The following is a 13,938-nucleotide window of genomic DNA, read 5'->3' as shown; positions in this document are numbered from 1 at the left end:
CGCCGTTAGTCGTAGCCGTGCCGCATGTCGTCGACGATGCGCGGGTTCTCCAGCGTCGACGGCTCGAGCGGGCGGGGCCCGACGTCCTCGGCGAACACCGTCGCGGCCTCCAGCACCCGCGGGTTGAGGAACCGAAGCGGGGGAGCGTCGGACGGCATGGCGGGTCGCGGCGGGATGTCGCCGCGGCGGGCCAGCGCGAAGCCCCAGTCGCCGAACGTCGGCACGTGCACGTGGTACGGCGTGACCGCGTAGCCGGCGGATCGGATCGTGGAGATGGTGCGCCAGAACGCCGTCCGCGTCGAGAACGGGCTGCCGGCCTGCACCACCACCAGGCCGTCGGGGGCAAGCGCGTGCGCGGCGAGCGTGTAGAACTCGCTGGAATACAGCCGGCCCAGCACGGGCGTGTCCGGGTCGGGCAGGTCGACGATGATCGCGTCGAAGCCCCGCGGCGGGCGCAGCCCGGGGTGCGGCGCCCGCAGCCAGCGCATCGCGTCGTCGATCACGATGGTCACCCGCGGGTTGTCCAGCGCGCCGCGGTTGGCGTCGCGCAGCGTGGTGCGCGCCAACTCGATCACCGCGGGGTCGAGCTCGACCTGCACGATCTGGCCGATGCCGGGCTGGCGCAGCAGCTCGCGCGCCGCCAGGCCGTCGCCGCCGCCCAGCACCAGCACCGAGCGCGCGCCCCCGCCCAGCGCGGGGTAGACGAGGCTCTCGGTGTAGCGGTATTCGTCCCGGGTGGAGAACTGCAGGCCCCCGTCGAGGTACAGCCGGGTGTCGTCGCCGCGGCGGGTGATCACGATCTCCTGGTAGGCGGTGTGCCGGTAGGCGATGATCGGGTCGGCGTAGAGCCGTTGCCGGCTGGTGGTCTCGATGTCGTGGGACCGCACCAGCAGGGTGACCAGCACGGCCAGCGCGGCGGCGAGCGCGCACAGCGCCGTCGCCAGCTGCTTCGCGGAAACGACGCGCCGCAGCAGGAACATTGCCACGACCCCGGCCGCGACCAGGTTGATGATGCCGGTGGCCGCCGCCCCACGGATCATCCCCAGGTGCGGCAGCAGGATGAACGGCCACACCAGTCCGCCCACCAGCGCGCCCAGGTAGTCGGCCGCGTTGAGGTTGGCCAGCGTCCGGCCGGTGTCGGTGGCCGGGTCATCGGCCGGGTCATTGAAGGCGGGCCGCCGCTGCTGCAGCAGCGTCATCAGCAGCGGCACCTCGGCGCCGACCAGGCCGCCGATCAGGGCGGTGCCGACCGCCAGCACCCACGTCGACTCGTCGGAGCCGTCCAGGAAGGCGAACACCGCGTAGAGCGCCGCCGCGGACAGGCCGCCAACGATGCCCAGCAGCGCCTCCACGGCGATGAAGGTGATGGCCGCGCGCGCCAGCAGCGGCTTGATCGCCAGGGCGCCCGCGCCCAGCGCGGCGATGTACCCCGCGACGATCAGCGAGGTGGCGACGATGCCGCCGCCGTTCAGGCTCGCCGACAGCGTCAGCAGCGCGAGTTCGTACACGATGCCGCACGCCGCGCACGCCGCGACGGCGGCCAGCAGCACCGAGCGCCACCGCCCCGGGGACGTCATGACACCGCGGCGGCGGTCACCCCTCCCACCGCCAGCAATATCAGGGCCACCGCGAACGCCCCCGGATGCAGCGTGGGCTCGTCGACGTGCTCGTGGAAGTTGCCGGGGATCAGCAGGTGCATGGTCAGCAGCGCGATCCCCAGCAGGATCACTCCCATCAACCCGTACACGGCCACGCCGATGAGCCCCTGGCCCAGCTGGCTGTAGCTGTTGACGATCGCGGTGATGATGACGACGGTGAGCGCGATGTACATCGCGCCCGCGACGACGACGGCGTTGGGCCGCCGATCAACGAACACCAGTTGGCGCAGCCTGCCCGGGGTCAGCCAGTCGACCATGTAGAAGCCGACGATCAGCACGGCCATCCCGACGGCGAAGTACAGGATCGTCGCGACCGCGCCCTTCAGGACGGGATTGAGGTCGATCGTTCCGATCTCGACGGCGAGGTACATGGTTGTCTCCTTTGCTGTACTTCACTTGGTTCCGCCGGGGCCGCCGGGGGTGCCTCCGGTCCCGTGCGACGGGGACCCGGGGGTGAAACCGGGGCCGAGGAAGATGAACGCCCCGTGGCTGTATCCGGCGCCCAGGCCCTCGACGCGGATGCTGCACGGGTAGTTGCCGTCGGGACCCACGATCACGATGCTGTCGCTGTAGCGCAGGTACTCGCTGTTGCCGCTGTCGGCGCGCGCCTCGGGCGCCTTGTAGTCGGCGAGCGTGTCGGCCACCTCCTCGGGCGATCCGCTGCACTGGTAGCGGGTGCCGTTGGCGTCCCGGGCGTACTCGTGATAGTGGCCGGCGATGTACGACCCGATGTTCTTGTTCAGCAACACGATTCCGAACACCAGCGACGCGACGGCCGCGGCGGCCAGCCCGCCGGCGATCCAGAACAGCGCTTTGCGGCTCACGGGCGCCACCGGCTCGCCGTGTGCACCACCACGCCGCCGGAGCCCGACGGGCGGCGCGGGTACAGGTGCCAGGTCTGCCAGCGCCAGCCGGCGCCGTCGGGCTCGGCGGCCAGCGCGGTCAGCGCGGCGTCATCGCCGGGGAACGTGCCGCCGAGCCACCCGGGTTCGGTGAGGCAGCGGTGCCGAAGCTCGCGCGCGAGCTCGCGAAACGCCGCCTCGTCGCGGCTGTCGGTGCGCGACTCGATGCGATAGCCGGGCGCATCGGCGCGCCCGGGCAGCTTGCCGCCGTGCCTGCGCGCGGTGCAGGAGACCTGCTCGGAGAAGCTTCCGCCCGTGTGCTCGACGGTGACGACGTGCGATGCGCCGAGGACCCCGAGCACCAGCGCGCCGCCGCCGGGATGCTCGAGCGGGTGGCTGGCCAGCGGCCGCGGCGCCGGGGCGTTGAGCGCCAGCCCGAGCCTCTTCCCGGAGACGTCCGCCGGCGTCACGGCGAGCTGATGGAGCGGCACCGGCGTGGCCTAGGGCGACGAGGGCGGCGGGGCCGGGTAGAGGGTGAGCTCGCCGGGTAGGACGGGCTTGCCCGTGGAAACCTCCCACGGCATGTCCGGGGCCCAGCGTTCGAAGGAGAGCAGCGCGCTCTCGTCGGCGTTGGTGCAGTCCACGAATTCCATCTCGCCGCCCGCGGGCAGGCCCGTCGTGCCCTCGGTCGTGTACGAGGCGCGGCCGCGCTCCGACTCGTGAAACATCACGCCGTCGACCACATACGGATCGCCGGGCCGCAGCGGAAGGTCCTTGCGGGTCACCCACATCGCCAGCTCGAGGCGCCCGTCGTCCTCCTCGACGCTGAACCAGATCGGTTGGTCGCCGCCCTCCAGCAGGTGCTCCCACCACACGAAGGGTCCCTCGCGGAAGGTCACCGACCCGCGGACCACGTAGTCGACACCGCCGTAGCTGACGATGGCGCCCGGGCCCAGCTGCCGCGGCCCGAACTCCGGCATCGCGTTGAAGGACAGCGGGTCCTTGCGCCCGCGCGGCCGGGCCGGTTTCTTGGGCCGCCGCAACGCCACGAGGAGCACCACGATCGACGCGATGAACAGCACCGCCGCCAGGACGAGCAGGAGTGTTCCCACGCCAAACCTTCCGTTGCCACACTGCTGGAGCGAAACGTGGGCATAAAGCTAACAGCTTTTGACGGGGCGGGCGCCGCAACGCGCGCCCGCGAAGCCGCCGGGCGGCCGCGTGTCCTACCGGATCCCGTCGGCCCCGCCCGCTAGGCTCTCGAACAGCTGTTCGTACTAAGGAGCGGTAATGCGCGTGATGGGCGTCGACCCGGGACTGACCCGATGCGGGCTGTCGGTGGTCGAAAACGGGCGCGGCCGGGAGGTCGTCGCGCTGGACGTCGACGTGGTGCGCACCCCGTCGGATGCGCCGCTGTCCAAGCGGCTGCTGGCCATCAGCGACGCCATCGACCACTGGCTGGACACCCATCGGCCGGACGTGGTGGCGGTCGAGCGGGTCTTCTCGCAGCAGAACGTGATGACGGTGATGGGCACCGCCCAGGCCGGCGGCGTCATCGCCCTGGCGGCCGCCAAACGCGGGATCGACGTGCACTTCCACACCCCCAGCGAGGTCAAGGCCGCGGTCACCGGCAGCGGCACCGCCGGCAAGGCGCAGGTCACCGCGATGGTCACGAAAATCCTTGGGCTGCAAGCCAAACCGACGCCGGCCGACGCCGCCGACGCGCTGGCTCTGGCGATCTGCCATTGCTGGCGGGCGCCGATGCTGGCCCGGATCGCCGCGGCCCAGGCGAAGGCCCAGGCCATGCTGAAGGCCGCGCGATGATCGCGTCGGTGCGCGGTGAGGTGCTCGAGGTGGCGCTCGACCATGTGGTGATCGAGGCCGCCGGGGTGGGTTACCGGATCAACGCGACGCCGTCGACGCTGGCGACGCTGCGCCAGGGCAGCGAGGCCCGGCTGATCACGGCGATGATCGTGCGCGAGGACTCGCAGACGCTGCACGGGTTCGGCGACTCCGAGACCCGCGACCTGTTCCTGACGCTGCTGTCGGTGTCGGGGGTGGGGCCGCGGCTGGCGATGGCGACGCTGGCCGTGCACGACGCCGCGGCGCTGCGCCAGGCGCTGGCCGACGGCGATGTCGCCGCGCTGACCCGGGTGCCCGGCATCGGCAAGCGCGGCGCCGAGCGGATGGTGCTGGAATTGCGCGACAAGATCGGCGCGGTTGCCGGGTCGGCGCCCACGCCGGCGGTCAACGGCCACTCCGTGCGCGGCCCGGTGGTCGAGGCCCTGGTCGGCCTCGGTTTCGCGGCCAAGCAGGCGGAGGAGGCCACCGACAACGTGCTGGCCGGCGACCACGACGCGACGACGTCGTCGGCGCTGCGGGCGGCGCTGTCGTTGCTGGGCAAGGCGCGGTGAGCCGGTGAGCTCGGACGACGACGACTTCTTCGACCCGGAGGTCCGCGAGGTCTCGGCCGCGCTCGCGTCCGGCGAGGGCGACATCGACGTCAGCCTGCGGCCCCGCTCGCTGCGGGAGTTCATCGGCCAGGCCCGGGTGCGCGAGCAGCTGCAGCTGGTCATCGAGGGCGCCAAGAACCGCGGCGGCACACCGGATCACATCCTGCTGTCCGGCCCGCCGGGCCTGGGCAAGACGTCGCTGGCCATGATCATCGCCGCCGAGCTGGGGTCCTCGCTGCGGGTGACGTCGGGGCCCGCGCTGGAACGCGCCGGCGACCTGGCCGCGATGCTGTCCAACCTGGTCGAGCACGACGTGCTGTTCATCGACGAGATCCACCGCATCGCGCGGCCCGCCGAGGAGATGCTCTACCTGGCGATGGAGGACTTCCGGGTCGACGTGGTGGTCGGCAAGGGCCCCGGGGCGACGTCGATCCCGCTGGAGGTCGCGCCATTCACCCTGGTCGGCGCCACCACCCGGTCCGGCGCGCTCACCGGGCCGCTGCGCGACCGGTTCGGCTTCACCGCGCACATGGACTTCTACGAGCCCGCCGAGCTGGAACGGGTGCTGGCCCGCTCCGCCGGGATCCTGGGCATCGAGCTGGGCGCCGACGCCGGCGCGGAGATCGCCCTGCGCTCGCGCGGCACGCCGCGGATCGCCAACCGGCTGTTGCGCCGGGTGCGCGACTTCGCCGAGGTACGCGCGGACGGCGTGATCACCCGCGACGTCGCCAAGTCCGCGCTCGAGGTCTACGACGTCGACGAGCTCGGCCTGGACCGGCTGGACCGGGCGGTGCTGTCGGCGCTGACCCGCAGCTTCGGCGGCGGCCCGGTCGGGGTGTCGACGCTGGCGGTGGCCGTCGGCGAGGAGGCCGCAACCGTGGAAGAGGTGTGCGAGCCGTTCCTGGTCCGCGCCGGCATGGTCGCGCGCACCCCGCGCGGCCGGGTGGCCACCGCCCTGGCCTGGACCCATCTGGGCATGACCCCGCCGGCCGGGGTCGGCGGGCTGGGCCAGCCGGGGCTGTTCGACCAGCTTTAGCGGCGGTTACGCCGTCCTCGCCGCGGGTACCCGAACCACCAGCAGAAATTACCTGTTGGAGGTGATTCAGATGAGGCACACGTCTCCTGACTACGAAGGCCCGCGCGCCGGGTACATGCCACGGACCCGCGGCGCGGTGACCGGCTTGCTCCTGGTCCTGTTGGGCGCATGGGGCGCATTGGTCCCGTTCTTCGGGCCCGACATCAACTGGGCCTACATGACCGATCCGGCCTGGACCTGGACGGCGGCCAAGGGCTGGCTGGAGGTGTTGCCCGGGGCCGTCACCGCCCTGGGCGGCCTGCTGCTGCTCGCCTCCGGCAACCGCCTGAGCGCCACGTTCGGCGGCTGGCTGGCGGTCGTGGGCGGCGCCTGGTTCGTGATCGGCCGGGCGTTCGCGGCGACGCTGCGAATCGGGGACGTGGGTCAGCCCGCGGCCGCGACGGACCTGAAGCGGGCGCTGCTCGAGGTCACCTACTTCACCGGCCTCGGCGCGCTGATCGTGTTCCTGGGCGGCGCCGCCCTGGCACGCGTGGCGGTCCGGCATGCGCGCGACGTCGTCGTGACGGAGCCCAGGGTGGCGGACGTGCCGGCGGGCGAGCCGGTCGCGGCCGGCGCGGGGCAGCCACACCGGCACCTGTTCCACCGGCGCGCCGGTGAGGGCCTGTTCCGCCGGCACCACCACGCCGGCGTCTAAGGTCACACCCGGTAGTCGAAGACCGGCGGGGCACCTCGCCGTGACCAGCGAGGAGCAGCGATGACCGCGGCCGGATTGGTTTTCGCGGCGCTGGCCGCGCTGCTGCACGTCTACATTTTCACGATGGAGTCGCTGACCTGGACGTCGGCGCGCACCCGCGCCACCTTCGGCACCACGGCGGAGGAAGCCGAGACCACCAAGCTGCTCGCGTTCAACCAGGGCTTCTACAACCTGTTCCTGGCCGTCGTCGCCGGCATCGGCGTCGCCGCGGTTGCCATGGGGCACAAGGCCGTCGGGGCCGCGCTCGTGTTCGCCGGCGTCGGCTCCATGGCCGCGGCGGCCATCGTGCTGCTGCTGTCGTCACCGGACAAGGCCCGCGCCGCGCTGACGCAGGGCGCCTTTCCGGTGGTCGCGGTGGTGCTGCTCGCGCTCGGCCTCCGCGCGTAGCACGGTTCTGTAACGGCCGCCGATTGGTGCGGTTACTTCCGATTGGGTCGGGGTACCCAGGCATCTGCTGAAGTAGCCCGGCGACAACTGAGGAGATCTGATGGGACACGCACTACACGGCCACCCTTTGTGGATGCCGCGCTCGCGCGGGGCAATCAGCGGGTTGCTGCTGGTCGTCTTGGGTGCTTGGGGTGCGTTGATACCGTTCGTCGGTCCACACTTCAACTTCGCCTACACGCCCAACCAGGACTGGGCATGGAGTTCGGCCCGCGGATGGCTCGAGGTGCTACCGGGAGGGGCCACCGTGCTCGGCGGCCTGCTGCTGGTCTTCTCCGGAAACCGCATCACCGCGATCGTCGGGGGCTGGCTGGCGGCGCTGGCCGGCGCGTGGTTCGTGGTCGGCGGCCAGGTCGCCCCGCTGCTGGGGATCGGCTCCGCCGGTGATCCGATCGCCGCGACCGACCGCAAGCGGGCCGCGTTAGAGGTTTCCTACTTCTCCGGCCTGGGCGCGCTGATCGTGTTCATCAGCGGCGTCGCCCTGGCGCGCCTCGCCGTGCGGCTGGCCAGCGACGTCGAGGCCTTCATGGAGCCCCCGGAGCCGGTGGAGCCGGCGGCGATCCCGGCCGGCGAGCCGGTGTACATGTCCGGGCTGGAGGAGCCGTCGGCCGAGGTGTCGTCGGGCGCGCTCACCCAGCCGCGGGCCGCCGGGGACGGGCCGAAGCCCCGGGGTTGGCGCCGCGAGCGGACCGGCAAGCCCGGCCCTGGCGCCGCGTACCTGCGTTGGCCGCATCCCCAGAGCTGAGCTCAGAACCTCAGAGCAGCCCCAGCAGCCGCAGGTCGCTGACGTACTTGGCGATGATCGGCGGCGAGATGTGCGGAATGTCCTTGTCCGGGCCCACTTTCGCGTCCTGGACCGCCGCGCGGAACCGATCCGTCGGCGCCATCGACCCGTTGATCGGCCGTTCGGGCTTCTGATAGTTGTGCAGCAGCGGCAGCAGCGAGGCGTTGCGCCGCTTTTCGGGCAGGGCGCGCAGCGCGGTCTCGAACCGCTGCAGCCAGTCGCCGTAGTCGCCGACGCGCTGGACGGCGCACCCGTCCTCGATCAGCCAGTCGACGAACTCGTCGAACCCGATGCCGTCGTCGTACGGGTTCATTACGTGGTAGGTCCGGAAGCGGTCGGAGCCGTTCCGGGCGCCCAGCGTCGCGATGGCCTCGGCGATGAACTCCACCGGTAGCCCGTCGTAGTGGGCGCGCTGCCGGTTGCCGTCGGCGTCGAGTTCGTAGAACGACTTCGGCGCGATGCCGGTGGCCACCAGGCTCAGGATCATCCGGGTGAACATGTCCGGCACGTTGAGCTGGCCGGCGTAGCTGGTGTCGGCCAGGATCATGTCGCAGCGGAACACCGCGACGGGCAGGCCGCACAGGTCGTGCGCCTCGCGGAGCAACACCTCGCCGGCCCACTTGCTGTTGCCGTAGCCGTTGGCGTAGCTGTCGTTGATCGTCCGCGTTGCGCTGATGGCGCGGATGTCGGCGTCCTCGGTGAACTTGCCCGGCTCGATCTGGTCGCCGACGCCGATCGTCGACACGTAGGTGTACGGCTTCTGCCTGCCGGTCAACGCGATCCGGATCAGCTCGGCGGTGCCCAGCGCGTTCGGCCCGAACAGCTCGCTGTACGGCAGCACGTGGTTGACCAGGGCCGCGGGGTCGACGATGAGGTCGACGGTGTCGGCCAGCCGCTGCCAGGTCGCCGGGTCCAGGCCGAGGTTGGCCTCGCCCTTGTCGCCGGCGACGACCTCCAGGTGGTCGGCGGCCAGCTCCCGGAAGTGCGCCAGCAGCTTGGGGTCGGTGTCGAAGGTCTGGTCCAGCCGCGCCCGCGCGTCCGCGTCGGAGCGGGCCCGCACCAGGGCGATCACCTTGCCGTCGACGAGGTCCATCCGCTCCAGCCAGTCCAGCGCCAGGTAGCGACCCAGGAAGCCGGTCGCGCCGGTGAGCAGGACGGTGCGCACCTCGGCGGCGGGCTTCGGCAGCGTCGGCGCGGCAGCCAGCGTCGCGGCGTCGATGAACTTGTCCAGGGTCAGGTCGCCGGCCCGCACCTCGACGGTGTCGCGGCCGTGCACCGTGGCGAAGGTGGGCCGCTTGCTGCCCTTGCGCTCACCCTCGATGTAGTCGGCGATGGCCTGCAGGTCGTTGGCCGGGCTGACGATGACGCCCACCGGCACGTCGACGTCGAAGATCTCGCGCAGCAGATTGCCGAATGTCAACGCGGACAACGAGTCTCCGCCCAGGTCGGTGAAGTGCGCGTCGGGCGCCAGCTCGGAGGCCGCGCTGCCCAGCAGCGCGCCCGCGGCCCGGCTGACCGTCTGCAGCACCGGCGCGTCGGCCCCGCCACGGCGGAGTTCGCTCAGCTCATTCGCCTGGTCCTCGGCCAGTTCGGCGTAGAGCCGTTCCAGCCGCTCGCCGTAGTGCTGCCGCAGCTTCGGCCACGCCAGCTTGCGGATGCCGGTGAGCAGACCGTTCTCGAGCGTGAAAGGCGTTGTCTCGATGATGAAGTCGCGCGGCACCTCGTAGGACTGCAGGCCGGCCTCCTTCGCCACGTTCTGCAGCGAGTCGGCGATCGCTTGCTTCGACGTGTTCTCCTCGGTGGGCACGACGACCGCTAACAGATACGGGTGCGCGCTGTTGCCGTAGACGTAGATCTGGCGGACCAGCGGGCTGTTGCCGAACACCGCCTCCAGCTTCGCGACGGTGACGAACTCGCCCTGCGCCAGCTTGAGCACGTTGTTGCGGCGGTCGACGTACACCAGCCGGTCGGGCGCGACCTCGGCGACGACGTCCCCGGTCCGGTAGTAGCCGTCGGCGTCGAACACGTCGGCGGTCACCTGGGGCCGCTTGTAGTAGCCGGGGAACATGTTCTCGGTCTTGAGCAGCAGCTCGCCCCGCGGGTACGGCCGGTCGGTGGCGAAGTAGCCCAGGTCCGGAACGTCGACGAGCTTGTAGTCGACCACCGGCGGGCGCTGCACCTCGCCGTCGAACAGGACCATGCCGGCCTCGGTGGAGCCGTAGCCGTCCAGCAGATGCATCTCCAGCAGGTCCTCGACCCACGCCTTCAGCTCCGGGGAGATGGGCGCCGAGCCCGTCATCGCGAAGATGTACCGCCCGCCCAGCAGGGACCGCCGCTGCTGCTCGAGCGCCTCGGCCTCGGGAACCCCGCGATCGAGCTGGCGCAGGTATTCGCCGTAGAGGGTCTCCCAGATCCGCGGCACGAAGTTCAATTCGGTGGGCCGCACCAGGGCGAGGTCTTCCAGCAGCGTCGACAGGTCGCTCTTGGCCGCGAAGTAGGCGGTGCCGCCGTTGCCCAGCGTGCCGTAGAGGATGCCGCGGCCCATCACGTGGCTCATCGGCATGAAGTTGAGGGTGATCGACGCGGCGCTGGGCCCGAACCAGTTTCGGCTCGACCGGCAGAACATCTTGGCGACGTTGCTCTGCGGGTACATCGCGCCCTTGGGGGCGCCGGTGCTGCCGGAGGTGTAGATCAACAGGGCCAGCGGGTCCGTGTCGGGCGCGACGACCGGCTCGGCCGGCCCAGCGGCGTTGCCGCGCGCGACGACGTCGTCCAGCGTCTCCACCGGCACCCCGGTGTCGGCCAGCCTCGTGCGGGCCGCCGCCACGGCGTCGCGGTGGTCGTCGACCTCGGGGTGGAAGTCGAACACCACGAGCCTGGCGGGGGAGTGCCCGGCCGCGATCAAGTCGACGGCGTCGGGCAGCTGGTGCACGCTCGCCGCGATGACGCCGGGCTCGGTCTCGGCCACGATCGGCTGCAGCTGGCCGATCGCCGCGCTGGTCTGCAGCGGCACCGACACCGCGCCGATCTGGCCCAGCGCCATGTCGATGGTGGTGTAGTCGACGCCGGTGAAGCCCAGGATGCAAACTCGGTCGCCGGCCCGCACCGCGTCACCGGACAGGCCGCGCGCAACCGCGCCGATCCGCTCGCCCAGCTCGCGGTAGGTGATGGTGTCGAAGTGGGTGAGCAGCTCCGCGCCGGTGCGCCCCGTCCGCGGGTCGGTGACGAACCGCACGGCGCGCTGCCCCAGCGCGGGCCGGTCCGCGTAACCCTGCAGCACGGTCTGAACGATCTGCGGCAGTCGCAGCCCGGGTCGCTCGAGGGCGGTGGCGACCGCCGGGCTCGGCTGGGCGGCGGCGAACTGTGGATCGGTGGCGGATAGCTCCTCGACGCGGCGGGCGAGCCGCTCTTCGCGACTGATAGTCGGCATGACAGTTCCCCTGTACTGACTGAAAGATGGTCTGAGTGCGCGACATTGCGCCGACCTTCAGAACGTTAGTTTAACTAAAGGTATTCCTCAACGACCGCCGCCCGGCGGACCGTGTGACATGCCCCACGAAGAGCTAGAGGTCGCCCAAGACCCGGGCCAGGATGTCGAGCCCCTCGGCCAGCAGCTCGTCGCTGATGTTCAGCGGCGGCAGCAGCCGGACGATGTTGCCGAACATGCCGCAGGTCAACACGATGACGCCGGCGGTGTGGACGGCGGTGGCCAATCGATCGGTCAGCTCGGGGTCGGGTTCGGCGCTGCCGGATTTCACCAGCTCGATGGCGATCATGGCGCCGCGGCCGCGCACGTCGCCGATCCGGTCGTCGCCGGCCTGCAGGCGCAGCAGCGGCTCGGTCATCAGCCGTTCGATGTGCCGGGCCCGCTCGATCAGGCCGTCCCGCTCAATGGTCTCGATGGTGGCCAGCGCCGCCGCGCACGCGACCGGGTTGCCGCCGAACGTGCCGCCCAGGCCGCCGACGTGCGGGGCGTCCATGACGTCGGCCCGCCCGGTGACGGCCGACAGCGGAAACCCGTCGGCGATGGCCTTGGCGGTGACGATCAGGTCGGGCTCGATGTCCTCGTGCTCGCAGGCGAACATCGCCCCGGTCCGGGCGAAGCCGGTTTGCACCTCGTCGGCGATGAACACCACGTCGTTGGCGCGGCACCACTCGCGCAGCGCCGGCAGGAACCCCTCGGCCGGCACGATGAAACCGCCCTCGCCCTGAATCGGCTCGATCAGAACGGCAGCCAGGTTGTCCGCGCCCACCTGCTTGTCGATGACGTTGATGGCGCGCTCGGCCGCCAGCTCGCCGTCGGCGGCCATTTCCTTGTCCAGCAGCCCGTCCCGGTAGGGGTAGGACAGCGGCGCCCGGTAGATCTCGGGCGCGAACGGACCGAACCCGCTCTTGTAGGGCATCGACTTGGCGGTCAGCGCCATCGCCATGTTGGTGCGCCCGTGGTAGGCGTGGTCGAACGCGACCACCGCGGGCTTGCGGGTATACGAGCGGGCGATCTTGATCGAGTTCTCGACGGCCTCGGCGCCCGAGTTGAACAGCACCGAGCGCTTCTCGCCGGATCCGGGGGTGATGCGGTTGAGCTGTTCGGCGACGGCGACGTACTGCTCGTAGGGCGTGACCATGAAGCAGGTGTGGGTGAACTCGGCGACCTGCGCGCGCACCGCGTCGACGACGCGCGGCGCCGAGTTGCCGATGGTGGTGACGGCGATGCCGGAACCCAGGTCGATGAGCCGGTTGCCGTCGACGTCCTCGACGATGCCGCCGGCGGCGCGGGCGACGAACACCGGCATGGTGACGCCGACGCCCCGCGGCACCGCCGCGGCCCGCCGCTTGGTCAGCTCCAGCGACGCCGGACCTGGGATTTCGGTGACCAGCTGGCGAGTCTGCTCGAGGCCGGCCACGACATCCTCCTCACCGCGGCGCGCCTGTCACGTCGCGAAACCAAAGCCTATCCGCTCGGCCGGGCGGCGGCCGACCGGCGACCTGGGAGACTGAACGGGCACACTGGACCCTTACGAGAGAAATACCGAGACGAAAGACAGGCGTCGATGGAGAGTTTGGTTTTGTTCTTGCCGTTCCTGCTCATCATGGGTGGGTTCATGTACTTCGCGTCGCGGCGGCAGCGACGCGCGATGCAGGCCACGATCGACCTGCACGACTCGCTGCGCCCGGGCGACCGGGTGCACACCACGTCCGGCCTGGAGGCCACCGTCGTCTCCATCGCCGACGACACCGTCGAGCTCGAGATCGCGCCCGGCATCGTGACCACCTGGATGAAGCTGGCCGTGCGGGACCGCATCGAGCCGGAGGACTTCGACGACGAGGTGGCCGAATCCGGCGACCTGGAGGACTCCGACGACCTGGAAGACCCCGCCGACGAACCCCGGGTGACCAAGGACTCCTGACGTGAGGGCGGCACGTAGGCTCTCTCGGGGGTAAGCAACCGATTCTCAAGGAGATACAAGGAACGTGGCATCGTCTTCGGCGCCGGTGCACCCTGCCCGCTACCTGTCGGTCTTCTTGTTGTTGCTCGTCGGCGTCTATCTGCTGGTGTTTCTCACCGGGGACAAGCGGGCCGCCCCCAAGCTCGGCATCGACCTTCAGGGCGGCACCCGCGTCACGCTGACGGCGCGCACCCCCGACGGTTCGCGCCCGAGCAGGGAGGCGCTGTCGCAGGCGCAGCAGATCATCAGCGCCCGGGTCAACGGGCTGGGCGTCTCCGGTTCGGAGGTCGTCGTCGACGGCGACAACCTGGTCATCACGGTGCCCGGCAACGACGGGAACGAGGCCCGGAACCTGGGGCAGACGGCGCGGCTGTACATCCGCCCGGTGCTCAACTCGATGCCGGCCCAGGGCGCCGAACCCAAGCCCGCGCCGAACGGCCAGCCGGGCGGGGCCCCGCCGCCACCGGGCCAGCCGGGCGCGGTCCCGCCGCCGGCCGCGCCGCCATCGGGTGGTCCGCCT

At 71.2% G+C, this 13,938-nt stretch carries 14 protein-coding genes and 1 pseudogene; 8 read left to right on the top strand and 7 right to left on the bottom strand.

Annotation, left to right across the window (positions count from 1 at the left end; all coding sequences use genetic code 11):
- Positions 1–5 precede the first annotated feature (5 nt).
- Genes OQ968_RS17855 through OQ968_RS17835 form a run of 5 tightly spaced genes read right to left on the bottom strand, consistent with a single transcriptional unit; the run spans position 6 to position 3,612 of the window.
- Positions 6–1,577, bottom strand: coding sequence for a polyamine aminopropyltransferase (locus OQ968_RS17855; RefSeq protein ID WP_324680260.1), 1,572 nt, complete (start codon positions 1,575–1,577; stop codon positions 6–8).
- On the bottom strand, positions 1,574–2,029 hold the full coding sequence (locus OQ968_RS17850; RefSeq protein WP_324680258.1) for a DUF350 domain-containing protein: 456 nt from the start codon (positions 2,027–2,029) through the stop codon (positions 1,574–1,576). The genes OQ968_RS17855 and OQ968_RS17850 overlap by 4 nt, the downstream gene beginning before the upstream one ends.
- A 21-nt stretch (positions 2,030–2,050) precedes the next feature.
- Complete coding sequence (locus tag OQ968_RS17845; protein WP_324680256.1) at positions 2,051–2,482, bottom strand: DUF4247 domain-containing protein; 432 nt, start codon at positions 2,480–2,482, stop codon at positions 2,051–2,053.
- Positions 2,479–2,991 carry a DUF2617 family protein gene (locus OQ968_RS17840; protein ID WP_324680254.1) on the bottom strand — a complete coding sequence of 171 codons (513 nt, stop codon included), beginning with the start codon at positions 2,989–2,991 and terminating at the stop codon, positions 2,479–2,481. Before OQ968_RS17840 ends, OQ968_RS17845 begins: the two co-directional genes overlap by 4 nt.
- 9 nt (positions 2,992–3,000) lie before the next feature.
- The gene (locus OQ968_RS17835; protein WP_324680252.1) at positions 3,001–3,612 is read right to left on the bottom strand and encodes a DUF4178 domain-containing protein; all 612 of its coding nucleotides are present in this window, start codon (positions 3,610–3,612) and stop codon (positions 3,001–3,003) included.
- A gap of 178 nt (positions 3,613–3,790) precedes the next feature.
- On the opposite strand from OQ968_RS17835, the gene ruvC reads away from it, so the two are divergent.
- The 6 genes from ruvC to OQ968_RS17805 all read left to right on the top strand — a co-directional run bounded on the left by ruvC (position 3,791) and on the right by OQ968_RS17805 (position 7,932).
- Entirely contained in the window at positions 3,791–4,324 is a 534-nt protein-coding gene (gene ruvC, locus OQ968_RS17830; protein WP_324680250.1) for a crossover junction endodeoxyribonuclease RuvC, read from the top strand.
- Positions 4,321–4,914, top strand: a complete 594-nt coding sequence (gene ruvA, locus OQ968_RS17825) for a Holliday junction branch migration protein RuvA (protein ID WP_324680248.1) — start codon at positions 4,321–4,323, stop codon at positions 4,912–4,914. The genes ruvC and ruvA overlap by 4 nt, the downstream gene beginning before the upstream one ends.
- Before the next feature lie 4 nt (positions 4,915–4,918).
- On the top strand, positions 4,919–5,989 hold the full coding sequence (gene ruvB / locus OQ968_RS17820) for a Holliday junction branch migration DNA helicase RuvB (RefSeq protein ID WP_324680247.1): 1,071 nt from the start codon (positions 4,919–4,921) through the stop codon (positions 5,987–5,989).
- A 70-nt stretch (positions 5,990–6,059) separates the two neighbouring features.
- Positions 6,060–6,683, top strand: a complete 624-nt coding sequence (locus OQ968_RS17815) for a hypothetical protein (protein ID WP_324680245.1) — start codon at positions 6,060–6,062, stop codon at positions 6,681–6,683.
- Between the two features lie 60 nt (positions 6,684–6,743).
- The gene (locus OQ968_RS17810; protein WP_324680243.1) at positions 6,744–7,130 is read left to right on the top strand and encodes a DUF1304 domain-containing protein; all 387 of its coding nucleotides are present in this window, start codon (positions 6,744–6,746) and stop codon (positions 7,128–7,130) included.
- A gap of 100 nt (positions 7,131–7,230) precedes the next feature.
- The gene (locus OQ968_RS17805; protein WP_420715944.1) at positions 7,231–7,932 is read left to right on the top strand and encodes a hypothetical protein; all 702 of its coding nucleotides are present in this window, start codon (positions 7,231–7,233) and stop codon (positions 7,930–7,932) included.
- A gap of 10 nt (positions 7,933–7,942) precedes the next feature.
- Here OQ968_RS17805 and car read toward each other — a convergent pair whose 3' ends face one another.
- Positions 7,943–11,401, bottom strand: a complete 3,459-nt coding sequence (car, locus tag OQ968_RS17800) for a carboxylic acid reductase (protein ID WP_324680239.1) — start codon at positions 11,399–11,401, stop codon at positions 7,943–7,945.
- Positions 11,402–11,534: 133 nt separating this feature from the next.
- On the bottom strand, positions 11,535–12,875 hold the full coding sequence (gene gabT / locus OQ968_RS17795) for a 4-aminobutyrate--2-oxoglutarate transaminase (RefSeq protein WP_324680237.1): 1,341 nt from the start codon (positions 12,873–12,875) through the stop codon (positions 11,535–11,537).
- A gap of 147 nt (positions 12,876–13,022) precedes the next feature.
- Between gabT and yajC the strand changes: the two genes are divergently transcribed.
- Together yajC and OQ968_RS17785 are read left to right on the top strand one after the other, a co-directional pair.
- Positions 13,023–13,379, top strand: coding sequence for a preprotein translocase subunit YajC (yajC, locus tag OQ968_RS17790; protein WP_324680235.1), 357 nt, complete (start codon positions 13,023–13,025; stop codon positions 13,377–13,379).
- Positions 13,380–13,443: 64 nt separating this feature from the next.
- Positions 13,444–13,938: pseudogene (locus OQ968_RS17785) on the top strand (protein translocase subunit SecD); the annotation flags it as partial.

Origin of the sequence: Mycobacterium sp. 663a-19 (assembly GCF_035616495.1) — a bacterium.
In the GTDB taxonomy this organism is placed as follows: domain Bacteria; phylum Actinomycetota; class Actinomycetes; order Mycobacteriales; family Mycobacteriaceae; genus Mycobacterium.
The sequence above is the reverse complement of the archived record's forward strand: the minus strand, read 5'-3'. Positions and strand labels throughout refer to the sequence as shown.